The sequence below is a fragment of the Microbacterium sp. T2.11-28 genome (assembly GCF_950097975.1).
Lineage (GTDB): Bacteria > Actinomycetota > Actinomycetes > Actinomycetales > Microbacteriaceae > Microbacterium.
Window position 1 is genome coordinate 34250 of record NZ_CATNHF010000029.1, and the last position, 22603, is coordinate 56852.

25 protein-coding genes are annotated in these 22603 nt (G+C 71.8%); 15 read left to right on the forward strand and 10 right to left on the reverse strand.

All coding sequences use genetic code 11. The features are described 5' to 3' along the window. Positions 1–114 precede the first annotated feature (114 nt). From QQZ13_RS12785 to QQZ13_RS12810, 6 genes are read left to right on the forward strand one after another with little or no spacing between them, the layout of a single operon-like run. Positions 115–537, forward strand: a complete 423-nt coding sequence (locus QQZ13_RS12785; RefSeq protein WP_284529653.1) for an Asp23/Gls24 family envelope stress response protein — start codon at positions 115–117, stop codon at positions 535–537. Beyond that, on the forward strand, positions 534–734 hold the full coding sequence (locus QQZ13_RS12790; protein WP_284529656.1) for a DUF2273 domain-containing protein: 201 nt from the start codon (positions 534–536) through the stop codon (positions 732–734). Before QQZ13_RS12785 ends, QQZ13_RS12790 begins: the two co-directional genes overlap by 4 nt. 2 nt (positions 735–736) lie before the next feature. Next, entirely contained in the window at positions 737–1048 is a 312-nt protein-coding gene (locus tag QQZ13_RS12795) for a hypothetical protein (RefSeq protein WP_284529658.1), read from the forward strand. Continuing rightward, positions 1045–1605: a hypothetical protein gene (locus tag QQZ13_RS12800; RefSeq protein WP_284529660.1), complete on the forward strand. Its 561-nt coding sequence runs from the start codon at positions 1045–1047 to the stop codon at positions 1603–1605. The genes QQZ13_RS12795 and QQZ13_RS12800 overlap by 4 nt, the downstream gene beginning before the upstream one ends. Beyond that, positions 1602–2174, forward strand: a complete 573-nt coding sequence (locus tag QQZ13_RS12805; protein ID WP_284529662.1) for a hypothetical protein — start codon at positions 1602–1604, stop codon at positions 2172–2174. The genes QQZ13_RS12800 and QQZ13_RS12805 overlap by 4 nt, the downstream gene beginning before the upstream one ends. A 51-nt stretch (positions 2175–2225) precedes the next feature. Further along, positions 2226–2423 carry a CsbD family protein gene (locus QQZ13_RS12810; protein ID WP_284529664.1) on the forward strand — a complete coding sequence of 66 codons (198 nt, stop codon included), beginning with the start codon at positions 2226–2228 and terminating at the stop codon, positions 2421–2423. Between the two features lie 164 nt (positions 2424–2587). Here the strand turns inward: QQZ13_RS12810 and QQZ13_RS12815 are convergent, their stop codons facing one another. Further along, positions 2588–4495, reverse strand: coding sequence for an ABC transporter ATP-binding protein (locus tag QQZ13_RS12815; protein ID WP_284529665.1), 1908 nt, complete (start codon positions 4493–4495; stop codon positions 2588–2590). Between the two features lie 96 nt (positions 4496–4591). Next, a complete protein-coding gene (locus QQZ13_RS12820; protein ID WP_284529666.1) occupies positions 4592–4807 on the reverse strand; it encodes an AsnC family protein in 216 nt (71 codons plus the stop codon). 128 nt (positions 4808–4935) lie between these two features. Here QQZ13_RS12820 and QQZ13_RS12825 point away from each other — a divergent pair, with 128 nt between their 5' ends. From QQZ13_RS12825 to QQZ13_RS12835, 3 genes are read left to right on the forward strand one after another with little or no spacing between them, the layout of a single operon-like run. Continuing rightward, positions 4936–5877 carry an ABC transporter ATP-binding protein gene (locus QQZ13_RS12825; protein ID WP_284529667.1) on the forward strand — a complete coding sequence of 314 codons (942 nt, stop codon included), beginning with the start codon at positions 4936–4938 and terminating at the stop codon, positions 5875–5877. Beyond that, positions 5874–6737 (forward strand): ABC transporter permease, encoded by an 864-nt coding sequence (locus tag QQZ13_RS12830; protein ID WP_284529668.1) that lies wholly within the window; start codon positions 5874–5876, stop codon positions 6735–6737. Before QQZ13_RS12825 ends, QQZ13_RS12830 begins: the two co-directional genes overlap by 4 nt. Continuing rightward, positions 6734–7552: an ABC transporter permease gene (locus QQZ13_RS12835; protein WP_284529669.1), complete on the forward strand. Its 819-nt coding sequence runs from the start codon at positions 6734–6736 to the stop codon at positions 7550–7552. The genes QQZ13_RS12830 and QQZ13_RS12835 overlap by 4 nt, the downstream gene beginning before the upstream one ends. 60 nt (positions 7553–7612) lie before the next feature. On the opposite strand, the gene QQZ13_RS12840 is transcribed toward QQZ13_RS12835, so the two are convergent. Then, positions 7613–9055 carry an MFS transporter gene (locus tag QQZ13_RS12840; protein WP_284529670.1) on the reverse strand — a complete coding sequence of 481 codons (1443 nt, stop codon included), beginning with the start codon at positions 9053–9055 and terminating at the stop codon, positions 7613–7615. Positions 9056–9284: 229 nt separating this feature from the next. Further along, a complete protein-coding gene (locus QQZ13_RS12845) occupies positions 9285–9635 on the reverse strand; it encodes a Fe-S protein (protein ID WP_284529672.1) in 351 nt (116 codons plus the stop codon). 60 nt (positions 9636–9695) lie between these two features. On the opposite strand from QQZ13_RS12845, the gene QQZ13_RS12850 reads away from it, so the two are divergent. Further along, the gene (locus QQZ13_RS12850; RefSeq protein WP_284529674.1) at positions 9696–10511 is read left to right on the forward strand and encodes a hypothetical protein; all 816 of its coding nucleotides are present in this window, start codon (positions 9696–9698) and stop codon (positions 10509–10511) included. Between the two features lie 31 nt (positions 10512–10542). Here the strand turns inward: QQZ13_RS12850 and ribH are convergent, their stop codons facing one another. The 5 genes from ribH to QQZ13_RS12875 all read right to left on the reverse strand — a co-directional run bounded on the left by ribH (position 10543) and on the right by QQZ13_RS12875 (position 15203). Further along, a complete protein-coding gene (ribH, locus tag QQZ13_RS12855; RefSeq protein WP_284529675.1) occupies positions 10543–11016 on the reverse strand; it encodes a 6,7-dimethyl-8-ribityllumazine synthase in 474 nt (157 codons plus the stop codon). Next, positions 11013–12287 carry a GTP cyclohydrolase II gene (gene ribA, locus QQZ13_RS12860; RefSeq protein ID WP_284529676.1) on the reverse strand — a complete coding sequence of 425 codons (1275 nt, stop codon included), beginning with the start codon at positions 12285–12287 and terminating at the stop codon, positions 11013–11015. Before ribA ends, ribH begins: the two co-directional genes overlap by 4 nt. Continuing rightward, the gene (locus QQZ13_RS12865; protein ID WP_284529677.1) at positions 12284–12925 is read right to left on the reverse strand and encodes a riboflavin synthase; all 642 of its coding nucleotides are present in this window, start codon (positions 12923–12925) and stop codon (positions 12284–12286) included. The genes ribA and QQZ13_RS12865 overlap by 4 nt, the downstream gene beginning before the upstream one ends. Beyond that, entirely contained in the window at positions 12925–13959 is a 1035-nt protein-coding gene (ribD, locus tag QQZ13_RS12870; RefSeq protein WP_284529679.1) for a bifunctional diaminohydroxyphosphoribosylaminopyrimidine deaminase/5-amino-6-(5-phosphoribosylamino)uracil reductase RibD, read from the reverse strand. Before ribD ends, QQZ13_RS12865 begins: the two co-directional genes overlap by 1 nt. A gap of 311 nt (positions 13960–14270) precedes the next feature. Then, on the reverse strand, positions 14271–15203 hold the full coding sequence (locus QQZ13_RS12875) for a phytanoyl-CoA dioxygenase family protein (protein ID WP_284529680.1): 933 nt from the start codon (positions 15201–15203) through the stop codon (positions 14271–14273). Between the two features lie 92 nt (positions 15204–15295). On the opposite strand from QQZ13_RS12875, the gene QQZ13_RS12880 reads away from it, so the two are divergent. Continuing rightward, positions 15296–16207, forward strand: coding sequence for a helix-turn-helix domain-containing protein (locus tag QQZ13_RS12880; RefSeq protein WP_284529681.1), 912 nt, complete (start codon positions 15296–15298; stop codon positions 16205–16207). Here the strand turns inward: QQZ13_RS12880 and QQZ13_RS12885 are convergent. After that, positions 16185–17159 carry a LacI family DNA-binding transcriptional regulator gene (locus QQZ13_RS12885; protein ID WP_284529682.1) on the reverse strand — a complete coding sequence of 325 codons (975 nt, stop codon included), beginning with the start codon at positions 17157–17159 and terminating at the stop codon, positions 16185–16187. The genes QQZ13_RS12880 and QQZ13_RS12885 overlap by 23 nt on opposite strands. Before the next feature lie 188 nt (positions 17160–17347). Between QQZ13_RS12885 and QQZ13_RS12890 the strand changes: the two genes are divergently transcribed. Genes QQZ13_RS12890 through QQZ13_RS12905 form a run of 4 tightly spaced genes read left to right on the forward strand, consistent with a single transcriptional unit; the run spans position 17348 to position 22596 of the window. Further along, entirely contained in the window at positions 17348–19387 is a 2040-nt protein-coding gene (locus tag QQZ13_RS12890; RefSeq protein ID WP_284529683.1) for a beta-galactosidase, read from the forward strand. Next, positions 19384–20307 carry a carbohydrate ABC transporter permease gene (locus QQZ13_RS12895; protein ID WP_284529685.1) on the forward strand — a complete coding sequence of 308 codons (924 nt, stop codon included), beginning with the start codon at positions 19384–19386 and terminating at the stop codon, positions 20305–20307. The genes QQZ13_RS12890 and QQZ13_RS12895 overlap by 4 nt, the downstream gene beginning before the upstream one ends. Then, positions 20304–21212: a carbohydrate ABC transporter permease gene (locus tag QQZ13_RS12900; protein WP_284529686.1), complete on the forward strand. Its 909-nt coding sequence runs from the start codon at positions 20304–20306 to the stop codon at positions 21210–21212. The genes QQZ13_RS12895 and QQZ13_RS12900 overlap by 4 nt, the downstream gene beginning before the upstream one ends. 52 nt (positions 21213–21264) lie before the next feature. Then, entirely contained in the window at positions 21265–22596 is a 1332-nt protein-coding gene (locus QQZ13_RS12905; protein WP_284529687.1) for an ABC transporter substrate-binding protein, read from the forward strand. The last annotated feature ends 7 nt before the right edge of the window (positions 22597–22603 follow it).

The following is a 22603-nucleotide window of genomic DNA, read 5'->3' on the forward strand; positions in this document are numbered from 1 at the left end:
GATGGTCCGCCGCGGCACTCAGGCAACTGCCAGGAAATACATCGTGACGAATACACCGCGGCACCCGTCACACCCGCAGAGGCCCCCGATCGGGGCCGGACGAAAGGAATCAGCATGGCCACCAACACCACCGGCAACAGCACCGCGAACGTCGTCCCCACCCCGGGCGCCGGCAAGACCGTGATCGTCGACCCGGTGATCGCGAAGATCGCCGGCATCGCGGCGTCCTCGGTCCCGGGCGTCCACGCCCTCGGCGGCGGGGCCGCCCGCGTGATCGGCACCATCCGTGAGGCCGTCGGCGCGAAGGACCTCAGCCAGGGCGTGAGCGTGGAGGTCGGCGAGACCCAGGTGGCCGCCGACATCTCCATCGTCGCCGAGTACCCCGAGCAGCTGCAGCGCGTCGCCACCGACGTCCGCAACGCCGTCGCCGACGCCATCACGCAGCTCGCCGGCATGGAGGTCGCCGAGATCAACGTGACCGTCGTCGACGTCCACATCCCGGGCGACGACGCCCCGGTCGAGGAGCGGGTGCAGTGACGACGGTACACGGGGCCTCGGTCCTCGGCGCGGCGGCGGGCGCCGTCCTGGCGTTCGCCGCCCTCGCCTTCGGCTTCTGGGGCATGGTGCTCGTCGCGGTGCTCGCCCTCGTGGGCTGGCTCGTCGGCGCCTCGCTCTCCGGGACGCTCGACCTCCGCGCCGCCGTCGCGGCGGCCCGCGGACGGCGGGCGGGCTGACCGTGGACCGCGCGCAGATCCCCGGCCGGGTGGTCGTGACCTCCCGTGCCTACGAGCGGATCGCGGCCGCGGTCTCGGCGGAGGCGCTGGGCGTCCCGCGGCGCGCGGCCTCCGCGCGCGTACGGGACGACGCTGGCCGCATCGCGGCGGAGGTCTCTGCGGGTGCGCGGGTCGGCGGCGAGTCCATCCTCGCCCGCGCCGCGCGCACGCGCGAGGTCGTCGCCGCGCGACTGACCGATCTCACCGGCGCGTCCGTCTCGGACGTGCGGATCCATCTCACACATCACATCGACGACGACAGGAGGACATCGTGACCACCCCGCTCACCCAGCGGTCCGCGCGTCGTATGCTGCGGCGATCCCGCAGCGTCTGGGCGGCGGCAGCCGTGCTGGTCGCCGCCGTGGCCACCGGGTTCGTGGTCTTCGAGACCGTCCGGTTCGCGCTCGGACTCCCGGCATGGGTCGCCGGCCCGCGGACGATCATCGACACGGTCGCCGGCGGCACGCCCGTCGGCGTCGCGATCGGCGCCGTGGCCCTCGTGTTCGGCGTCGTCTGCCTGTGGGGCGCCGTCAGCCCGGGCCGGGCCGGACGACGCCTGTCGGGCGACGAGCGCGCGCCGCTCGTCGTCGACGACGCCGTGCTCGCCGGCTCGCTCTCGCGGAGCGCGGCGCGGACCGCCGGCGTCGCCCCCGACCAGGTGCGGACGCATGTCGCCCGCCGTCGGGCGGACATCGAGGTCACGCCCTCCTCCGGCTTCCCCGTCGCGGCGGACGAGGTCGCCCGCGCCGGCAGCGCCGGGATCGCGTCGCTGGAGCTCACGCCGCGGGTGCGCACCCGCGCGCGCGTCACGGGGCAGGGGGCGCTGTCGTGACCGGGGCAGGGCGCCGGACGGCGAACCGCCTGGTCCTGGCCGCGCTCGGGATCGTCGGCCTCGGGGTCGCCGCGATCGCGATCTGGCCGCTGATCGCACCGACCCTCGGCGGTGCGCCGCTCCCGGTCGACGACACCGTCGCAGACGCGGTGACGGCCACAGGTCTCGGCGTCGTCGCCGTCGCGTGGATCCTCGCCGCGGTGGCCTCCCTCGTCGTGCTGCTCGCCGTCCTCTGGGCGGTCGGGTCCCGCCGGGGTCGCAGCCGGAGCGCCGTGGACGCCGACGGCATCGTCGTCGACACCGCGGTCGTGGAGGGCATCGTCCGCTCCTCGCTCGCCGCGGCCCCCGACGTCCTCGCGGTCCAGGCGACCACCTACGCCCGGCGCGGGCAGCGGTTGCTGCGTCTGAAGGTGCAGCTGCGGCCGCGTGCCGACCTCGCCGACGCGGCCGGGCGCGTGCGCGGCGCCCTGGCCGATCTCGACGCCGCGCTGGGGATCCCGCTCCCCGCCGTCGTCCACCTGACCACCGGCATCCGGACCGCGCTGGCGCGGGGCCGGCGCGTCGACTGAGACCTCCCGCCACCGCGCGGGATGTGGGAAACACAACGAAAGGAGAGCCTCATGGGCTTCGCAGACGACATCAAGAACACCGCTGAGAACCTCGCCGGCAAGGCGAAGGAGGCGGTCGGCAAGGCCACCGACAACGACAAGCTCGTCGCCGAGGGCAAGGCCGACCAGGTCAAGGCCCACGCGAAGGACGCGGCCTCCGACGTCAAGGACGCCGCGAAGGACGCGAAGGACGCGCTCGACGGCAAGTGACCGGCCCGGACGCGGCGCATCCCCCGGGTGCGCCGCGTCCGCGCGTCCCCCTCCACCTCCGCCGAGCCGACAAGGTTGCGACGAGCCGACACGCGGCGTGCGTGCAAGAGCGTGTCGGCTCGTCGGAATCGTGTCGGCTCGCGCATGGGGCGCGGGAGCGGCGGTCAGGTCAGCAGCTGGTGGGCGGCCAGGTCCCGGTACAGCGGCACGGTCGCCACGAGCTCCGCGTGGGTGCCCTGCCCGACCACCTCGCCGCCGTCGAGGACGACGATGAGGTCGCTGTCGACCACCGTCGACACCCGGTGCGCGATCACGACGAGCGTCCGCCCGCTCGCGACCGCGTCGATCGCCTCGCGCATGCGCTGCTCGTTGAGTCCGTCCAGCGACGACGTGGACTCGTCGAGGAGAAGGATGGGAGGGGCGGCCAGCAGCGCCCGGGCGATCGCCAGGCGCTGACGCTCGCCGCCGGAGAGCATCACCCCGGCCTCGCCGACCGGGGCGTCCAGTCCGAGCGGATCGCGCTCCAGCACGCCGCCGAGGTTCACGGCGCGCAGCACCCGCTCGCAGTCCTCGTCGCTCGCGCCCGGCGAGGCCAGCCGCAGATTGTCGGCGATCGTCCCGGCGAGCGTGGGCGCGTCCTGCTCGACGTAGCCGAGCTGGGCGCGCAGGCGGTCGCGGTCGATCGCGCGGACGTCCACGCCGTCGAGCAGGATCGCGCCGGCGGTGGGGTCGTAGAACCGCTCGATGAGCGCGAGCGTCGTGGACTTCCCCGCGCCGGAGGGTCCGACGAGGGCGACGCGGGCCCCGCGCGGCACCGAGAAGGACACCCCGCGCAGCACCTCACCCTCGGCCACCGGCGCGACCTCCACCGTCGCCGGGTCGACGTGGGCATCCGTGAGGGCGCGTCGCGCGGCGTCCTCCGCCGTCCGGCGCGCGGCGACGACCGCGGCGGGATAGGCGAAGCGCACGTCCCGGAACTCGATCGCGGGCACCGCTCCCGCGTCGGTGTCGGCGCCGGCGCCGATCGCGCCGGTGTCGGCGGTGAGGGCGGCCGCGACGCGCTCGTCGTCGTCGGTCTCGCGCGGCAGGTCGAGCACCTCCTGGATGCGCCCCAAGGCTCCGAGCGCCTGGTTCACCGACGTGATCGCCCCGAACAGGGTGCCGAGGGGACCGATCAGCAGGAAGAGGAACATGACGAAGGTCACCAGCTGCGCGATCGTGATCGCCCCGTCGGCGACACGGAAGCCCCCGAAGCCGAGCACGACCAGCAGCGACGCCTGCAGCGCCACCCCCGCCACGGGCACGACGAGCGCCGACACCTTCGCGATGCGCACGCCGATGCCGTACACCTCGGTGGCGCGGGCGGTCACGTCGGCGGACTCGCGGGCCGTCGCGCCCGCGGCGCGCACGGTGCGGATCGACCCGATCGCGCGCTCCACGCCCGAGGCGAGCTCGCCGACCTTCTCCTGCTGCTGGCGCGTGGCGGAGCGGATGCGTCCGCTCAGAAGGACCACGGCCGTCAGCGCCAGCCCGAGGACGACCGCGATCGCGATGAGCAGCACCGGGTCGATGAGCGCCATCGCCACGATGGCCCCGACGAAGATGAGCGCGTTCCCCACCGCATCCGCGAGTCCCTGCGTCAGCACGGCGTAGAGGAGCGTCGTGTCGGTGCCCACGCGCGAGACGAGGTCCCCGGTGCGACGGGCGTCGAACTCGCCGATCGGCAGGTGCAGGATGCGGGAGATGAGCTTGCGGCGGCTGGAGTACACGACCGCGGTGCCGGTGCGCTGCAGCAGGTAGTGCTGGTATCCGGCGACGACCGAGGCGACGACGACGAGGGCGACGATGACCCAGACCAGGATGCCGAGGGTCTCGCCGGCCTGCACGCGCTCGATGACCTGTCCCACCAGCAGCGGCTGGGCCAGGGTGACGACGGCGCCGACGATGCTCAGCACCGCGACGACGACGAGGACGCGCGTGTGCTCGAGGAGGAAGGGCAGGAGCTGGCGGAGGCTCGCCCGGGGGCCGTCGTCGGCGGAGGGGCGGCGGCGGCCACGCGTGGCAGATGACATGGAGGTGCGTCCTCAGAGGAGATGCGGGTGATCCGGGGCGACGCTGCCCGTGTGTTCTATCTTCCCTCCGTTCGGCGGGTGTCCGCGCCGCGCGGGTCAGCGTCGTCCGAAGCGGCGGTGCGCGGCCTGCTTGCTCACCCCGAGCGCGCCGGCGATCGCCTGCCAGGAGTAGCCGAGGTTGCGCGCCCGGCGCACCTGCGCCTCCTCGGAGCGGGCGACCTCGCGACGCACCTCGGCGAGGCGGTGCAGCTCGGCGATGGGCTCGCGGTCGGGCGCCGATCCGATCAGGGTGCGGATGTCGTCGCTGCTCATGCGGAAGCCTCTCGTCTGCGCGGGGTGTCAACGATAGTTGACGAACCGACCGCCGTCAACACACGCTGACGGACTGCGGCGGATCCTCGACGTCCGGCGGTGTCCGAGGCGACGGATAGTGTGGTGCGGTGCCCCAGCCCGTGATCTCCGCCCAGAACCTCGTCAAGGCCTATAAGGTCAAAGGCAAGCCCGACTTCCTCGCCGTCGACGGACTGAGCTTCGAGGTGGCGCCGGGGGAGTCGTTCGGCCTCCTCGGGCCCAACGGCGCCGGCAAGTCCACGACCATGAAGATGATCGGCGCCGTGTCGACCCGCACCTCCGGCGACCTCGAGATCCTGGGCCTGGACCCCGACCGCTACGGTCCCGAGATCCGCTCGCGGCTCGGTGTCGTCCCGCAGCAGGACAACCTCGACGGCGAGCTCAACGCGCGCGAGAACCTGTACATCTACGGTCGCTACTTCGGACTGCCCGGAAAGGTCTGCCATCAGAAGGCCGACGAGCTGCTGGCGTTCGCCCAGCTCGAGGACAAGGCCAAGAACAAGGTCGACCAGCTCTCCGGCGGCATGAAGCGCCGGCTCACGATCGCGCGCGGGCTCATCAACGACCCGCGCATCCTGCTCCTGGACGAGCCGACGACCGGTCTCGACCCGCAGGCGCGGCACGTCCTGTGGGACCGCCTCTTCCGCCTCAAGGAGCGCGGCACGACGCTCGTGCTGACCACGCACTACATGGACGAGGCCGAGCAGCTGTGCGATCGTCTCATCGTCGTCGACAAGGGCCGCATCATGGCGGAGGGAACCCCGTCCTCCCTCATCCGCGAGCACTCCAGCCGCGAGGTGCTCGAGGTGCGCTTCGGCTCCGACCGCAACGAGCAGGTCGCCGCGCAGCTGCAGGGGATCGGCGACCGGGTCGAGGTGCTGCCCGACCGGGTGCTGATCTACGCGGGCGACGGTGAGGCGGCGCTCGAGCGCGTGACCGCCGCCGGCCTCCACCCGATCACGAGCCTCGTGCGCCGCTCCAGCCTGGAGGACGTCTTCCTGCGCCTCACCGGACGGTCGCTGATCGAATGAGCACCACGACGCATCCCACCCTCGACGAGCTGCGCGCCGAGGCGATGGAGTGGGGCAGCAGGCCCCGGCGGTTCGGCAGCTGGTACGTCACCGAGCACATGGTCCGCGCGATGCGCGCGTACGGCTGGACGATCATCGTCGGCGCCCTCGGGCAGCCGATCATGTACCTCCTCGGCCTGGCCGTGGGGCTCGCGGCACTCATCCAGGTCCCGGTCATCGACCGCGGGCACGAGGTGGACTACCTCGTCTTCGTCGCCCCGGCGCTGCTGGTGACCGCGGCGATCGCCGTGGCGTCGGAGGAGATGACCTACCCGGTCATGGCGGGGTTCAAGTGGCGGCGGTACTTCTACGGCTTCAACGCCTCGCCGCTGGCGAGCCCGCAGATCGCGCACGGCGTGATCGCCGGCGCTGCGGCGCGCATGTTCGTCGCCGTGGGCGCCTACTACCTGTTCCTGTGGATCTTCGACCTCTTCGTGGAGACGGTGCCCTCCCCGGCCACGGGCTGGCTCGCCATCCCCGCGGGCGTCGCCGCGGGCCTCGCGTTCGGCGTGCCCCTCATGGCCTACGCGGGGTCGATCGAAGACGACAAGGGCCAGTTCGCGCTGGTGCAGCGCTTCCTCTTCATGCCGATGTTCCTGTTCTCGGGCACGTTCTACCCGCTCGACACGCTGCCGGTGTGGCTCCAGTGGATCGGCTGGATCTCGCCGCTGTGGCACGGCGCCGAGCTCGGCCGCATCGCGACCTACGGCGAGGCGGTCGGCGCGGGCGAGGTCGTGTTCCATGTCGGCTACCTGGTCGTGCTGACGGTCCTCGGGTACCTCTGGGGTCGCCGCATCTTCATCGAGAGGCTCGCGAAATGACGGCCGTCGTCGACACCTCCGTCCGCCGCGGCGGGGTCCGCGCCCTGTGGGCGGGCAACCCCGGCGCGGTGGTGCAGCGCGGGCTCATCGCCGCGCGGTCCTCGAGCTGGATCATCGTGCTGTCGGGCTTCTTCGAGCCGGTATTCTACCTGCTGTCGATGGGCATCGGTCTCGGCGCTCTCATCGGCGACGTGCAGACCTCGCAGGGCGTCACGGTCGAGTACGCGGCCTTCATCGCCCCGGCGCTGCTGGCCGTGTCGGCGATGAACGGCGCGATCTACGACTCGACGTGGAACGTCTTCTTCAAGCTCAACTACGGCAAGCTCTACGAGGGCATGCTCTCGACCTCGCTCGGCCCGCTCGACGTCGCCCTCGGAGAGATCCTCTACGCGCTCCTGCGCGGCCTGCTCTACGCGACGGGGTTCATGATCGTCATGCAGGTGATGGGGCTGAACCTCGCCTGGACGGCGGTGCTGGCGCTGCCGACGGTGCTGCTCATCGCCTTCGGCTTCGCCAGCGTCGGCATGGCGATCACGAGCTACATGAAGACCTTCCAGCACATGGACTGGATCAACTTCGTGCTGCTGCCGATGTTCCTCTTCTCGGCCACGTTCTACCCCATCTCGGTGTATCCGGGCTGGGTGCAGCAGATCGTGATGGCCCTGCCGCTGTGGCACGGCGTGGAGCTCATCCGCGGGCTCACGACCGGCATCCTGAGCGCGGGCATGCTCTGGCACGTGCTCTACTACGTCGTCATGATCGCGGTCGGCCTCGTCTTCACGACGAAGCGGCTGCGCGCCCTCTTCCTCGACTGAGGATCGCGAAGAGCCCCGGAACCGCGAGGTCCCGGGGCTCTTCGCGCAGCAGGCGCGTCGTCAGAGCGACGCGGTCTCGCCGAGGCCGATGTTGGTCTCGTACTCGACGTCCTTCGTCTCCTTCGACAGCCACAGGGCGACGAAGGTCAGCACGGCGGAGCCCGAGAGGTAGACGCCCACCAGCCAGGGCTGCCCGTCGGCCGCCGCCCACAGCGCCACCGCGACGATCGGCGCGAGCGCCGCGCCGAGGATCGACGAGACGTTGTACGAGATCGCCGAGCCGGTGTAGCGGACGTTCGTCGGGAACAGCTCGGGGAGGATGGCGCCCATCGGGCCGAAGGTCGCGCCCATGAGCATGAAGCCGAAGATGAGGAACGCCTGCACGAGCGCGCCGCTGAACTTCGGGTCGAGCTGCGGGAGCAGGAAGACGTTGAAGAGCAGGCCGAAGACGCCGATGCCGGCGGTGATCCACAGAAGGAGCTTCCGGCGGCCGATCGCGTCGGCGACCGGGCCCGACAGCAGCGTGAAGATGCCGAAGAACACGACGCCGATGATCTGCATGATCACGAAGTCGGTGTATCCGAACCCGAGGCCGGCGACGTAGGTCGCGGCGTCGAACGGCGTGCCGGCCGCCTCGGCGGCGGCCTCGGCTCCCTCGAGGGTCGCCTTCGTGCCGTACGACAGCGTGAAGCTCGTCATGAGGTAGAAGAGCACGTAGGTGGCGAGCATGATGAACGTGCCGAGGATGAGCTGGCGCCAGTGGCCCCGGATGACCTCGCCGAGCGGGAACTTGCGGATCGCGCCGCTCTGCTCGGCCCGCGCGAACGTCTCGGACTCGACGAGCTTCAGGCGCACCCACAGGCCGACGATCACCATGACCGCCGAGAACAGGAACGGCACGCGCCAGCCCCACTCCAGGAACGCCTCGGAGCGCTGCGCCGGACCGTCGGGGTGCGGCAGGGCGAAGTTGATGACGAGGAAGACCGTGTTGGCGATGATGAAGCCGATCGGTGCGCCGAGCTGCGGGAAGGTGCCGTACCAGGCCCGCTTGCCCTTCGGAGCGTTCTCGGTGGCCACGAGGGCGGCCCCGGACCATTCGCCGCCGAGCGCGAAGCCCTGGAAGAGACGCAGGATCAGCAGCAGCAGGGCCGCCCACCACCCGATGTTGTCGTAGGTGGGGAGGCACCCGATGAGGAAGGTGGCGATGCCCATGGTGAGAAGCGACGCCACGAGCGTCGCCTTGCGGCCGAAGCGGTCGCCGAAGTGGCCGAAGACCACCGCGCCGATCGGTCGGGCGACCATGGCCGCACCGAAGACGGCGAAGGAGGAGAGGAGGGCTGTCGTGTCGTCGCCGGTCGGGAAGAAGAGGATCGGGAAGACGAGGACGGCCGCGGTCGCGTAGACGTAGAAGTCGTAGAACTCGATCGTGGTGCCGACGAGGCTCGCGGTGATGACGCGCGAGCGGGGGTTGGCGGGAGCGGTCGGGGAGGCGGTGTGTGACATGAGGAACCTGAACTGACGCGGAACGAGATGCGCGGTCCTCGTGGGACGAGCCGGGGGCGGGTCGCGCGGCGCGCGGGGTGATGCGCGGGGCGGCTCGGGATGTCGGTGACGGCCGGCGGATCGCCGACGGACAACGGGTCAGCCTAAGCGGGTGCCCGTCCCGCGGCGGCGCACACGACGAACCGCCCGCCGCTGATGCGACGGGCGGTGGTGTCTGTGCGACGGACGGTCAGCGCCAGAGCACGGCGATGCCGGCGTTGAGGAGCGTCAGCAGGCCGATGCCCCAGAAGATCGCCGGGGGCACGCTCCCCGCCTTGCGCTGACGCCCCGCGCCGATGCCCAGGAGCGCGCCGATCACGAGGAGCACGACGAGCTTGGTGCCGATCTTGATGTAGTTGAGGTCGTACTCGATGCCCCACGGCGCGGCCAGCGCGAGCCCGGCGACGGCGGCGATCGCGAGGCCGAGGTGCTGCAGGCGGGTGATGCGCCGCTGGCCGGCGGCCTCCACCACCCAGGCGCCGAAGAGCACGGCGAATCCGACGAGGTGGACGAGGACGACGGCGTGGCGCAGGATCTCCATGCTCTCAGTCTAACTGAAGGTTGCGGCGAACATGTCGGACGGGGCCGTCACACTGGGGTGATGCTCGCTCCCGGTGATCCGCTCCCGCCCCCGCCCGACCGCGCGGCGGACTTCGCCGACGACTTCGCGGGGCCGCTGTCGGAGGACCGGTGGGTCGCGCACTACCTGCCGCAGTGGACCACTCCGGAGCGCTCGGCGGCGCGCTGCCGAGCGGTGGCCCGGGGGATCGAGCTGCGCATCGAGGCGGATCAGCCGGACTGGCGGCCCGAGGATGCGCCGCTGCGGGTGTCGAACCTGCAGACGGGCATGTTCTCCGGCCCGCTCGGCTCGGACGTCGGCACGCACCGCCATCGCCCGGACGGCGTGACGGTGCGCACGCCGGTCCCGACGCGGCTCCTGTTCGCCCCGTCGGCCGGGCGGGTGGAGATCGACGTCAGCGCGAGCCGCGACCTCGGGTGCATGACGGCGGCGTGGCTCATCGGCACCGAGCACCGCACGCCTGCCGAGGCGGGGGAGATCTGCGTCTTCGAGATCGACGCCGAGGCGATCGGCGCGGGCGACCGTGTCGGGAGCACGCGCGCCCGCGTCGGGATCAAGGCGCACGGCGACAGCGGGCTCACGACGGACATGGCCGCCGTCTCCGTGCCCGTCGACGCGGGCCGCAGGCACACCTGGACCGTCATCTGGGGCGACGGCGAGACGATCGTCGGCTGCGAGGGGGTCGTGGTGCGGGTCGTGCCGCAGGCGCCGGACTACCCGCTGTTCCTGATGCTCGACGTGTTCGAGGTCGCGCCGCCCGCGGGGCGGTATCCCAAGTCGGCGGTCTTCCACGCCGTGCGCGGCTGGGAGGAGCCCCCCGCGCGTCCCGCGAGCTGAGGCCGGAGCTTCGCACGCGGGCGGGCGGGCGTCAGCCGCGCAGCTCCCGCAGCAGCAGCGCGGTGCGCAGGGCGGCGTCGGCCGCCTCGGCGCCCTTGTCCTCCTTCGAGCCCGCCAGGCCTGCACGATCCAGGCCCTGCTGCTCGTCGTCGAGGGTGAGCACCCCGAAGCCGACGGGCTTGCCCGTCTCGAGCGCGACCCGCGTCAGCCCGTCGGTCGCCGCCGACGAGACGTACTCGAAGTGGGGCGTACCGCCGCGGATGATCACGCCGAGCGCGACGACCGCATCGGCGCCGGCGTCCAGCGCGACCTTGCTCGCGACCGGCAGCTCGAACGAGCCGGGCACCCGCACGAGACGCCAGGATGCCCCGGCGGCGTCCAGCACGCGCTCGGCGCCGGCGATGAGGCCGTCGGTGATCGTGTCGTGCCAGGTGCCGGCGACGACCACGACCCGCAGGCCCGTGCCGTCGATGCGGTCGACCCGGGGTGCGCCGTGTCCGCTCATGCGTGCTCCTCCTGGGATCCTGCCAGGGCGTTGTCGAGGGCGGTGCCGTCGATGATGTGCCCCATGCGCTCGGCCTTCGTGGCCAGGTACTGGTGGTTGTTCGGGCCGACGCCGACCAGCAGCGGCACCTGCTCGACGATGTCGAGCCCGAGTCCGCGCAGCTGGTTGACCTTGTCGGTGTTGTTGGTCAGCAGGCGCACGCGCTCGATGCCGAGGTCGGCGAGGATGCCGGCGGCGGCCGCGTAGTCGCGCGCGTCGGCGGGCAGGCCGAGGGCCAGGTTGGCGTCGACGGTGTCGAGTCCGCGCTCCTGCAGGCTGTAGGCGCGCAGCTTGTTGATGAGTCCGATGCCCCGGCCCTCGTGGCCGCGCATGTAGATGACGACGCCGCCGTCCTGCTCGATCGCGTCGAGCGCGGCGTCCAGCTGCGGTCCGCACTCGCACTTCAGCGAGCCGAACGCCTCACCCGTCAGGCACTCGGAGTGCACGCGCACGAGCGCCGCGCCGTCGGACAGGTCGCCCGACACGACGGCGATGTGGTCGGTCCCCGTGACGCGGTCCTTGTAGGCGAGGAAGCGGAACGAGCCGTGCGAGGTGGGCACCTTCGCCTCGGCGCGCAGGCTCACGCGGCGACGGGGGCCCTTCTCCGCCGCGGCCCCCGCGGTGCTGGTGCCGTCGAGGTGGGCGATGAGCTGCTCGATCGTGATGACCGGGACGCCCTCGCGCTCGCCGAGCTCGAGAAGACCGGGAAGACGCATCATGCTGCCGTCCTCGGCGACGACCTCGCCGATCGCGCCGACCGGCTGCAGCCCGGCGAGCCTCATGAGCTCGACCGCGGCCTCGGTGTGTCCGGCGCGCTCGCGGACGCCGCCGTCGACGGCGCGCAGCGGCAGGATGTGCCCGGGGCGGATCACCGATGCCGGCGTCGATGCGGGATCGGCGAGCACGTTCAGGGTGTGCGAGCGGTCGGCGGCGCTGATGCCCGTCGAGACGCGGTCGGCCGCGTCCACGCTGACCGTGTAGGCGGTGCCGCGGCTGTCCTCGTTGACCGCGACCATCGGCGGGAGGTCGAGGCGGTCGGCCCAGTCGGCCGGCATGGGGGCGCAGAGGAAGCCGCTGGACCAGCGGATCGTCCACGCGAGCCACTCGGGCGTGGCCAGCTCGGCCGACAGGATGATGTCGCCCTCGTTCTCGCGGTTCTCATCGTCGGCGACGATGACGGGGCGTCCCGCGCGCAGGGCGTCCAGCGCGTCGGGGATGGTGGCAAGGCTCATCGGGAGCCTCCTTCTTCGATCTGGTCGGGGTGGAAGGCGAGGAGGCGCTGCACGTGGCGCGCCAGGATGTCGGTCTCGAGGTTCACGCGCGCGCCGGGGGCGAGGGCGCCGAGCGTGGTCTTGTCGAGCGTCTCGGGGATCAGCGACACCTCGAACCAGTGCCCGGTGTCCGCGCCATCGGCGGACGACACGGCCGACACGGTGAGCGAGACGCCCTCGAGGCTGATCGATCCCTTGTCGACGACGAGCGGCGCGAGGTCCGCGGGCAGCGAGACGCGGATGACCCGCCACTGGTCTCCCGGGCGCACCTCCTGCACCTCGCCCGTGCCGTCGACGTGGCCCTGGACGATGTGGCCGCCCAGACGGGCGTGAGCGGCCAGCGCGCGCTCGAGGTTGACCTCGGTGCCGACGGCGAAGCCGCCCAGCGAGGACATGTCGAGGGTCTGCTTCATCACGTCGGCGGTGAACCAGTCCGGGCCCTGCTCGGTCACCGTCAGGCACACGCCGCTGACCGAGATCGAGTCGCCGCGCTGCGCGTCGGAGACCGCCAGCGGAGCGTGGACCGTGAGTCGCACGCCGTCGCCCGACGGCTCGACGGCGGTGATCGTGCCGCGTTCTTCGATGATGCCGGTGAACATCAGGAGATCTCCTCGGAGGTGGTGAGAGGGCGCGCGATCATGAGGAGATCGCGGCCGAGCCGTTCGACGGATGAGAGGTCCAGTCGCCGCTGGGCGTCGATCGTGCCGACGCCGATGTCGCCGACGGCGAGCCTGCTGCCGCCGATCAGCGTCGGGGCGAGGTAGACGAGGACCTCGTCGACGAGGCCCTCGCGGAGGAAGGCGCTGGCCAGCGTCGGGCCTCCCTCGACGAACACGCGGTGCGCACCGAGCTCGCGGAGGCGGCTCAGGAGGTCGGGGAGATCGTCCCCCTCGTCCTGCATGAACGGGCGCGGGTGACGCCGCACCTGCGCGTCCTGCGGCACGGCGCGGGTGCCGACGACCACGGGACGCGGCTGCGCGTCGAAGAGCGACCCGTCGGGCCGGCGCGCCGTGAGGGCGGGGTCGTCGGCCAGCAGCGTGCCGGTGCCCACGAGGATGGCGTCCGCCTCGCTGCGGCGGCGGTGGACGTCGGCGCGCGCCTCGGGGCCCGTGATCCACTGGCTGGTGCCGTCGTCGGCGGCGGCGCGGCCGTCGAGGGACTGCGCCCACTTCAGCGTGACGAGCGGGCGTCCCAGACGCTGGACGGTGAGCCAGCTGTCGAGCAGGGCCTGCCCCTCTGCGGCGAGCACTCCCGCTTCGACGTCGACGCCGGCCTCGCGCAGACGCCGGCCGCCTCCCGAGGAGTGCGCGCCCGGGTCGTCGACCGCGTAGACGACCCGCGCGACGCCCGCCGCGATGAGGGCCTCGGAGCACGGCCCGGTGCGTCCGGTGTGGTTGCAGGGCTCGAGCGTCACGACAGCGGTCGCCCCGCGGGCTCCGCCCGGAGCGAGCTTCGACAGGGCGTCGACCTCGGCGTGGGGGGTCCCGGCGCCGCGATGCCAGCCCTCGGCGATCACCTCGCCGTCGGGGGAGAGGAGGACGGCGCCCACCTGCGGGTTCAGCCCGCGGGGACCGTGGAGCGCGAGCGCCAGAGCGCGCCGCATCGCGGCGATCTCGCGGTCGGTGGCGGCCATCCTGCGTCCTTCGTCGGGTCCATCGTTCGGACTCCGGGGACGGGCGACGCCCGGGCGGATGCGCGCGTGCGCGACACCGCCTGTGCCTCCTCCCATCCGGACTAGCGCAGATGCTCTTCTCAGAACACCGTCGCATCACCGTCGGTCCCGGATTTCCACCGGATCAACCCCCGCCGAAACGCGGGCTCGCGGACTGTCACCGCCGGTTCGGATTCCCACCGACCCCGGAGCACTTCTGCTTCCGAGCTTACTCAACGCGCGACGGGACGTTTCATTCCCCGGGCCGCCAGGACCTCGACGGGCCCCGATCGTCAGGACGAGAAGGGGACGCTGCCGGCGCTGCAGTATGAGCCGGGGGAGTGCACGCCGTGCGCGATCCGCAGCTCCGCCTCGTCGTCGCCCGCCGCGCGCGGAGCGAGGTCGGCCGGGATGTTCCAGGCGAAGGCCTCCGCAGCGGGGTTGCGGCGGGCGTGCTCGCGGAGGGCGACCGGGATCAGGCGCAGCCGGCGATCGATCCACTCCGCATCCCACGGGCCCTCGGCGAGGATCTGCGCGGCCGAGCGGAACTCGTAGTAGATCGTGCGGCGCAGGCGGTTGCCCTGGACGGCTTCACTCCCGTGGACGATCATCACGTCGTGGACGAGGACGTCGCCCGGGTCGAGCTCGACCTGCACCACCCCCGGCGCGTCCCAGCCGTACTCGTCCTGGAGCTGGCAGACGTCCACCGGCGCCCGGTGGGATCCGGGAGCGACCCGCAGGGCGCCCTCGCCGATGCGCGAGGCGTCGAGGTAGACGTCGACGTTGAAGATCCGCCGCGTGCGAGGGTGCACGGCGTCCTGGTGCCAGTCGATCGGCGCCCCGTCGCCGGCGTCCTTGAAGACGAGTGACTCATACGTGGGGACCGCGTCGGCGCCGGCGAGGCTCTCGGCGATGCCGAGCACCGCCGGGCTCCCGAGCAGTTCCAGCGACGCGGGCTGCCCCTTGCCGTGCAGGTAGTCGACCCGGAACAGGCGGGAGGCGCCGCCGCGGTGCGCGAACTGGTAGTCGGCGCGGGCGGGATCGTCGGCGGCGACCGCGCGTCCGTCGCGGATCCACGCGTCGGCGGCGTCCTGCAGGCGTGCGAGCAGCTCGGCGGGGATCCGGTTCTTGAGGACGAGGTATCCGTCGCGGTCGAACTGCTCGATCTGCGCGGCGGTGAGGTGGTAGTCGCGGGTCGGGGGTGCGGTGAGGGTCGAGGCGGCCATGATGCTCCAGAGGTCGGATGGCGGGTGTCCTCTCACGCTACGGACGCGTATCCCGTGATTCTTCCGCCCATACGTGCAAGAATTCCGGGATCATGAGTGCGCACGACGTCGACCGGCACACCTTCGGGATCGACTGCTGGCGCGGGGCCGTCCAGCCGATGGTCCGCGCGCACCGTCACGACGACATCGAGGTGAACGTCGCCGACGTGGACCTCACCTACGTCATCGACGGGCGGACGCACGTGCTCCCTGCCGGATCGGTGTCGCTGTTCTGGGCGGCGCGGCCGCACCGGCTGGACGCGTCGTCGGGGGCCGGCCGGCAGGCGTGGGTGACGATCCCGCTCGCCCGCGCTCTGGCGTGGGGGCTGCCGGGCGAGGTGGTCCGGCGCCTCGTGCACGGAGAGGTGCTCACGACGCGCACCGACCTCCCCCTCTCGGCCGGCGCCGCCGAGGAGTGGGCCGAGCGCGTGGGGCGCTGGCAGCGGGAGCTGCACGACGCCGGTCCGCACGCCGAGGTCTCGCGGCGCGTCGCCCTCATGGAGATCGAGGCGGCGGCCTCGCGGTGGGCCTGGACGGTGGACGGCGAGGACGGCGACGCGGTCGGCGACGCGCCCCGACCGGCGACCGGTCACGCCGGCGCGATGATCGCCTACCTCTCGGAGCACGCCCGCCACGACGTCACCGTCGCCGACGTCGCGGCGCACGTCCACCTGCATCCGCAGTACGCGATGACCCTCTTCCGGCGCGCGGTGGGCATCACCGTGGGCGAGTACCTGGCCCAGTGCCGCGTCGCGCACGCGCAGCAGCTGCTGCTGTCGACCGAGCTCCCGGTGCCCGACGTCGGCTTCGCCGCGGGGTTCCGCTCGCTGAGCCAGTTCTACGACCGCTTCGGGCGGATGTGCGGCGAGTCGCCGGGGGCCTACCGCCGGCGACTGCGCGAGGCGGGGCCCGCCGGCCTCGGCGAGGCGCGCACGGGCGCCCTCACGCCGACTCGCGCCAGATGACCTCGCACTCGAGGAGCACCTCGCGGGGAGGGCTCTCCCCGCGCAGCTGACCGAGCACGAGCGCCGCGGCGTGACGCCCGAGGTCCTCGGCGGGCTGACGCACCGTCGACAGCGGGGGGAGGGTGCGTCCCGCCCAGGCGCTGTCGTCGAAGCCGACCACCCCGACATCGCCCGGCACGCTCCGGCCGGCCGCGCGCAGGGCTTCCATCGCCCCCGCGGCGACCGCGTCGGAGGCGGCGAAGACGCCGTCGATCTCGGGGTGGCGGCGGAGGAGGGCTTCCATCGCCGTGCGGCCGGAGGAGTAGGAGTAGAGCGGCACGGGCTCGACCAGATCGGGATCGAAGCGCGCGCCGAGGGCATCGGTGAACCCGGCCAGCCGCTCGGACCCGGAGTCGCGGTCGAGGGCGGCGGCGATCATGCCCACCCGCCGGCGCCCGGTGGCCAGCAGCCGCTCGGTGATCGTGCGGGCCGACCCGCGGTTGTCGATGACGACGAAGGCCGCCGAGGTCGCGCCGGGGGGATGCCCGACGAACGCCGCCGGGAGCTTCAGCCGCTCCACCACGCGTCCGACGGGGTCGTTGGCGCGTGCCGACACGATGATCGCGCCGTCGACCGCGCCGCCCGACAGGTAGCGCGCGACGCGGTCGGTGTCGCGCTCGGAGTCGACGATGAGCACCGCCATCTGGTGATCGGCGTCGGAGAGCGCGGCGTTGGCGCCCAGGAGGATGCCGCCGATGTTGGGGTCGTCGACGAACAGGGAGTGCGGTTCGTGGACGATGAAGGCGATCGACTCGGTGCGCTGCATCACGAGATGCCGGGCGGCGGTGTTCGGCACGTAGCCCACCTGGGCGATCGCCGCCTCGATCGCTTCGCGCGCACTCGCCGAGACGTACGGGTCGCCGTTCACGTAGCGGCTGATCGTGCCGCGCGAGACGCCCGCGACGACAGCCACGTCGTGGACTGTTGCTCGCCGCGGTCGCGGTCCGTTGGCCGACACGCCCCCACCTTAGCGCTCGCGGGGGTTGACACGGCCGTTCGTCGCTGTCATTCTGTGTACGTTCACAGAAGCTCAGAGCCGAACTTCGCTCTCCGAATCTGTGCACGTGCACATATCGCCGAAGACGCCGATGGGGGAATGTCGTGAACATCGCTGTGGTCGATCTCGAGCGCTCCTCGTCGAAGCCGCGCTACGAGCACCGCGGGGTCGACTTCGGCTGCGACTACAACCCCGAGCAGTGGGACAGCGCCGTCTGGCGCGAGGACGTCGCCCTCATGCGGCAGACCGGGATCTCGCTGGTCGCGATCAACGTCTTCGGCTGGTCGGATCTGCAGGGGCCCGACGGCTCCTTCGACTTCTCGCGCCTCGACGAGATCATCACGCTGCTCCACGAGAACGGCATCCGCGTGAACCTCGGGACGGGCACGGCCTCGCCGCCGCCGTGGCTCACGACGCGTCACCCCGAGATCCTGCCCATGGCCGACGACGGCACCCGGCGCTTCCCCGGCGGCAGGCAGGCCTGGTGCCCGAGCTCGCCGGTGTTCCGCGCGGCCGCGCTGGAGCTCACCCGCGCCGTCGCCGAGCGCTACGGCAGGCATCCGGCGCTCGCGCTCTGGCACGTGTCGAACGAACTGGGCTGCCACAACGCGCACTGCTACTGCGAGGAGAGCGCTGCGGCGTTCCGCGGCTGGCTGCGCCGTCGCTACGGCTCGATCGACGAGCTGAACCGGGCCTGGGGCACGAGCTTCTGGTCGCAGCGCTACACCGCCTGGGACGAGATCGGCACGCCCCGCCGTACCCTCTCCACCCGCAACCCCTCGCAGGTGCTCGACTTCTCGCGGTTCAGCTCCGACGAGCTGAGGTCCCACCTCGTCGCCGAGCGCGAGATCATCCGTCGGCACAGCGAGGTGCCGGTGACCACGAACTTCATGGTCACCGCGCACATCCGCGAGCTCGACTACTGGCAGTGGGCGCCCGAGGTCGACGTGATCGCCAACGACCACTACCTCGATCACCGCCTCGACGACCCGACCTCCGAGCTCGCCTTCGCCGCCGACCTCACGCGCGGTCTCGCCGGCGGCGACCCCTGGATGCTGATGGAGCACGCCACCGGCTCCGTCAACTGGCAGCCCCACAACCTGGCGAAGCTCCCCGGCCAGATGCTCCGCGACTCGCTGGCGCACGTGGCCCGCGGCGCCGACTCGGTGTGCTTCTTCCAGTGGCGCGCCTCGCTCCAGGGATCCGAGAAGTTCCACTCGGCGCTCGTCCCGCACGCCGGCACCGACTCCCGTCTCTGGCGCGAGGTGCAGGAGCTCGGCGACGCTCTGGGCCGGCTGGGCGAGGTCGCGGGAACGCGCGTGCGCGGCGACGTCGCGCTCCTGTTCAGCTGGGAGGCCTGGTGGGCCTTCGACGCCGAGAACCGCCCGAGCGAGTCGGTCGCCTACCTCGACCAGGTGTGGGCGACGCACCGGGCGCTCCGCGAGGCCGGCGCCACGGTCGACGTGCTCGCGCCGGGGACGCCGCTCGACGGATACCGGCTCGTCGTCGTGCCCGGCCTCCATCTGGTGCGCGACGCTCACGCGGCTCTCGTCGACGACGCGGTCCGCGCGGGCTCCCACGTCCTCGTCACCTTCTACAGCGGCATCGTCGACGAGCAGGACCGCGTCCGTCCGGGCGGGTACCCGGGCGTCTGGCGCGACCTGCTCGGTCTGCGCGTCGAGGAGTTCGCACCGGTCCTGCCCGGCGACGCGGTGCGCCTCGCGTCGGGAGCGCTCGCCTCGCTGTGGACGGAGCGCGTCGTCGCGGTCGACTGCGAGGTGCGCGACCGGTTCGACGGCGGCCCCGCCGACGGCGCGCCGGCCCTCACCCGGCGCCCCGGTGCCGCGGGCGCGGGCGATGCCTGGTACCTCGCGACCTTCCCCGATGCGTCCGGGCTGGCCCGCATCGTCGACGAGGTCCTCGCCGGCGCCGGCGCCGCGCGGCTGGACGGTGCCCGACCGGGCGTCGACGTCATCCGGCGGGTCGGCGGGGACCGCAGCTACCGCTTCATCATCAACCACACCGCCGCCGACGCGGTGGTCCCTGTCCGCGGCCGTGAACTCCTCACGGGCGCCGCGGCGACGGGGGAGCTGCGCGTTCCCGCCGGCGCCGTCCGAGTGATCCGAGAGGATGCCGTGCGATGACCGCCACCGAGGCACTGCTCACGACCGAGCGCACGCGACGGGCGTCGCGACGCGCGCGGGTGCACCACAAGTCCGCGATCGCGTTCTTCGTCGTCCCCTTCGCGGCGCTGTTCGTGATCTTCTACCTGATCCCGATCGGCTACGCGATCGGCAAGTCGCTGATGGTCGTCGAGCGCGAGGGCACCTTCGGCGAGGCGCGCGAGGTGTTCGGCGGACTCGCCCAGTACGCCCTCGTCTTCCAGAGCGAGCCCTTCTGGTCGTCCGTGGGCCGGGTCCTGCTCTTCGGCATCGTGCAGGTGCCGGTCATGCTGGGCCTCGCACTGGTGTTCGCCCTGCTGCTGGACTCCCCGCTCCTGCGCGGCAAGCGGTTCTTCCGGCTGGCGTTCTTCGTCCCCTACGCCGTTCCCGGCGTCATCGCGGCCATCATGTGGGGCTTCCTGTACTCGCCGAACCTCTCGCCGTTCGCGGTGCTCACCGGCTCGGTCGACTTCCTCTCCGCCGACCTCGTGCTGTGGGCGATCGCCAACGTCGTCACGTGGGTGTTCGTCGGCTACAACATGCTGATCATCTACTCGGCGCTGCTGGCGATCCCCACGGACATGTACGAGGCCGCGCGGCTCGACGGCGCCGGTCAGTTCCGGATCGCGTGGTCGATCAAGATCCCGATGGTGCGCTCCTCGCTCGTGCTCACCGCCATCCTGTCGATCATCGGGACCCTCCAGCTCCTCGCCGAGCCGCAGGTCTTCCGCTCCTTCAGCTCGGCCGTCACCAGCACGTACACGCCCAACATGACGATCTACGCGACCTCGGCGATCCCGAACGTCAGCCTCGCGGCGGCGTTCTCGGTCGTGCTCGCCCTGGCGACCTTCGCGCTGTCGTTCACGTTCCTGCGCATCACCCGACGGAAGGCAGACGCATGAGCCGCACAGCCGAACTCACCGTCCCCGCACGGCGTGCCCCGCGTGCCGCGCGCCCCCGCCGACCGAAGGAGAACCCGGTCTCGCGCACGGCCGCGATGCTCATCATGGGGGTCTTCACCCTCTACTTCCTGGTGCCCGTCTGGTGGCTCCTGGTGGCCTCCACCAAGAGCCGGGGAGACCTGTTCTCGACCAATCCGCTGTGGTTCGCCGATCTCGCCTTCGGCGAGAACCTGACGGCGCTGCTCTCGTACGACGACGGTGTCTACCTGCGCTGGATCCTCAACAGCCTCGGCTACGCCGGCGGCGGGGCGCTGGTGGCCACCCTCCTGGCCGGCATGTGCGGTTACGCGCTGGCGAAGTACCGCTTCCCGGGCCGGGAGCTGATCTTCAACGTCGTGCTCGGCGGCGTGCTCGTGCCGGCGACCGCCCTGGCCCTCCCGCTGTTCCTGCTCTTCAGCCAGGTGCAGCTCACCAACACCTTCTGGGCGGTGTTCCTCCCGAGCGTCGTGAGTCCCTTCGGCGTCTACCTCGCCCGCGTGTTCGCCGAGGCCAGCGTGCCGGACGAGCTGCTCGAGGCGAGCCGGATCGACGGCTCGGGCGAGATCCGCACCTTCTTCACCGTCTCGATCCGCCTGATGGTCCCCGCCCTCATCACGGTGTTCCTCTTCCAGTTCGTCGGCATCTGGAACAACTTCTTCCTGCCGCTCATCATGCTGCGCAGCGACGAGCTGTTCCCGGTGACGTACGGGCTCTACGCGTGGAACTCGACCATCAACCAGTTCCCCGAGCTGCGCACCTTCGTGCTGATCGGCGCGCTGCTGTCGATCGTCCCGCTCATCATCACCTTCCTGCTTCTTCAGCGGTACTGGCGCTCGGGTCTGGGCGCCGGCGCGCTGAAGTCCTGACCCGGCCGGTACCAGCCGGAAACCCTGCACGTCCCACCAAGAAAGAGAGATCATGCGACACATGAAGAGAGCCGCCGGTGTGGCGGCTGCCGCCACCCTGGCCCTCACGCTCGCGGCCTGCTCCTCGGGCGGCGAAGGCGACACCGGCGACGCCGCCGGCGCCTGCGAGCCGTCCGGGGGCGACGTCACGCTCACGTTCACGTCCTGGATCCCCGGCATCGAGGATGCCGTCGAGATCTGGAACGAGGCCAACCCCGACATCCAGGTCGAGGTCCAGACCGGGCCCTCGGGCAACGCCGGCACCTACCAGAACTTCTTCAACCAGCTCGAGGCCGGCAACGCGCCCGACCTCGGCCAGATCGAGTACGACGCCCTCCCGAACTTCCGGGTGCAGGACGGCCTCGAAGATCTGGGCGCGTGCGCCGACGTCGTCGCCGCGGAGGATCAGTTCGTCGACTGGACCTGGGGGCAGGTGACCCTCGGCACCGACGACGAGGTCTACGGCATCCCGCAGGACTCCGGACCCATGGCGCTGTTCTACCGCAGCGATCTGTTCGAGGAGAACGACATCCCCGTGCCGACCACGTGGGAGGAGTACAAGTCCGCGGCGGAGAAGATCCGCGAGCTCGGCGGGTACATCACGAACTTCTCGCAGACCGACATCAACCAGTTCGCCGGGTTCGTCTGGCAGGCCGGCGGTCAGTGGTTCGCCAACGACGGCGAGGCCTGGACGGTCGAGCTCACCGGAGCGGAGTCGACGACGGTCGCCGACTACTGGCAGGACCTCATCGAGAACGACCTGGTGTCGACCTACCCGGCGTGGACCGACGAGTGGAACAACGCGTACAACTCGGGTGAGGTCTGGACCTGGAACTCCGCAGTGTGGGGCGCCAACTCCATCGCCAGCGGCGCACCCGACACGGCGGGATCCTGGTCGGTCGCGCAGGCCCCGCAGTGGAACGCGGGCGAGTCGGCCGCCGGAAACTGGGGCGGCTCGTCGATCGCCGTCTTCTCCGGTACCGACCACCTCTACGAGGCGGCGAAGTTCGCGCTGTGGCTCAACACGTCCGAGGAGGCGCTGACCTCGCTCAACACGACGGCCGCGATCTACCCGGCGACCACGGCGGGCCTGGAGCTGCCGGCCCTCCAGGAGGGTGTGGAGTTCTACGGCGGCCAGAAGATCTACGAGGTCTTCGCGGAGGCCGCGGGACAGGTGAGCCCCGACTTCGTCTGGGGTCCCACCATGACCCAGACCTACGCCGACGTCTCGGACGGGTTCAAGAACGCCGTCTCGGGCTCGGGTACGCTCGCTGATGCCCTGGCCGCCGGTCAGACCTCGACGATCGCGGCTCTGAAGGCCCAGTCGATCCCCGTGGCGGAGTAAGGACCAG

What these genes read in the sequence shown, in the direction of transcription:
- QQZ13_RS12900 (WP_284529686.1), top strand. Translation starts at nt 20,304, where the DNA reads ATGAGCCGCACAGCCGAACTCACCGTCCCCGCACGGCGTGCCCCGCGT.
- QQZ13_RS12815 (WP_284529665.1), bottom strand. Translation starts at nt 4,495, where the DNA reads ATGTCATCTGCCACGCGTGGCCGCCGCCGCCCCTCCGCCGACGACGGC.
- QQZ13_RS12840 (WP_284529670.1), bottom strand. Translation starts at nt 9,055, where the DNA reads ATGTCACACACCGCCTCCCCGACCGCTCCCGCCAACCCCCGCTCGCGC.
- QQZ13_RS12820 (WP_284529666.1), bottom strand. Translation starts at nt 4,807, where the DNA reads ATGAGCAGCGACGACATCCGCACCCTGATCGGATCGGCGCCCGACCGC.
- QQZ13_RS12850 (WP_284529674.1), top strand. Translation starts at nt 9,696, where the DNA reads ATGCTCGCTCCCGGTGATCCGCTCCCGCCCCCGCCCGACCGCGCGGCG.
- QQZ13_RS12875 (WP_284529680.1), bottom strand. Translation starts at nt 15,203, where the DNA reads ATGGCCGCCTCGACCCTCACCGCACCCCCGACCCGCGACTACCACCTC.
- QQZ13_RS12810 (WP_284529664.1), top strand. Translation starts at nt 2,226, where the DNA reads ATGGGCTTCGCAGACGACATCAAGAACACCGCTGAGAACCTCGCCGGC.
- QQZ13_RS12845 (WP_284529672.1), bottom strand. Translation starts at nt 9,635, where the DNA reads ATGGAGATCCTGCGCCACGCCGTCGTCCTCGTCCACCTCGTCGGATTC.
- ribD (WP_284529679.1), bottom strand. Translation starts at nt 13,959, where the DNA reads ATGGCCGCCACCGACCGCGAGATCGCCGCGATGCGGCGCGCTCTGGCG.
- QQZ13_RS12785 (WP_284529653.1), top strand. Translation starts at nt 115, where the DNA reads ATGGCCACCAACACCACCGGCAACAGCACCGCGAACGTCGTCCCCACC.
- QQZ13_RS12835 (WP_284529669.1), top strand. Translation starts at nt 6,734, where the DNA reads ATGACGGCCGTCGTCGACACCTCCGTCCGCCGCGGCGGGGTCCGCGCC.
- QQZ13_RS12895 (WP_284529685.1), top strand. Translation starts at nt 19,384, where the DNA reads ATGACCGCCACCGAGGCACTGCTCACGACCGAGCGCACGCGACGGGCG.
- QQZ13_RS12865 (WP_284529677.1), bottom strand. Translation starts at nt 12,925, where the DNA reads ATGTTCACCGGCATCATCGAAGAACGCGGCACGATCACCGCCGTCGAG.
- ribA (WP_284529676.1), bottom strand. Translation starts at nt 12,287, where the DNA reads ATGAGCCTTGCCACCATCCCCGACGCGCTGGACGCCCTGCGCGCGGGA.
- ribH (WP_284529675.1), bottom strand. Translation starts at nt 11,016, where the DNA reads ATGAGCGGACACGGCGCACCCCGGGTCGACCGCATCGACGGCACGGGC.
- QQZ13_RS12905 (WP_284529687.1), top strand. Translation starts at nt 21,265, where the DNA reads ATGCGACACATGAAGAGAGCCGCCGGTGTGGCGGCTGCCGCCACCCTG.
- QQZ13_RS12830 (WP_284529668.1), top strand. Translation starts at nt 5,874, where the DNA reads ATGAGCACCACGACGCATCCCACCCTCGACGAGCTGCGCGCCGAGGCG.
- QQZ13_RS12880 (WP_284529681.1), top strand. Translation starts at nt 15,296, where the DNA reads ATGAGTGCGCACGACGTCGACCGGCACACCTTCGGGATCGACTGCTGG.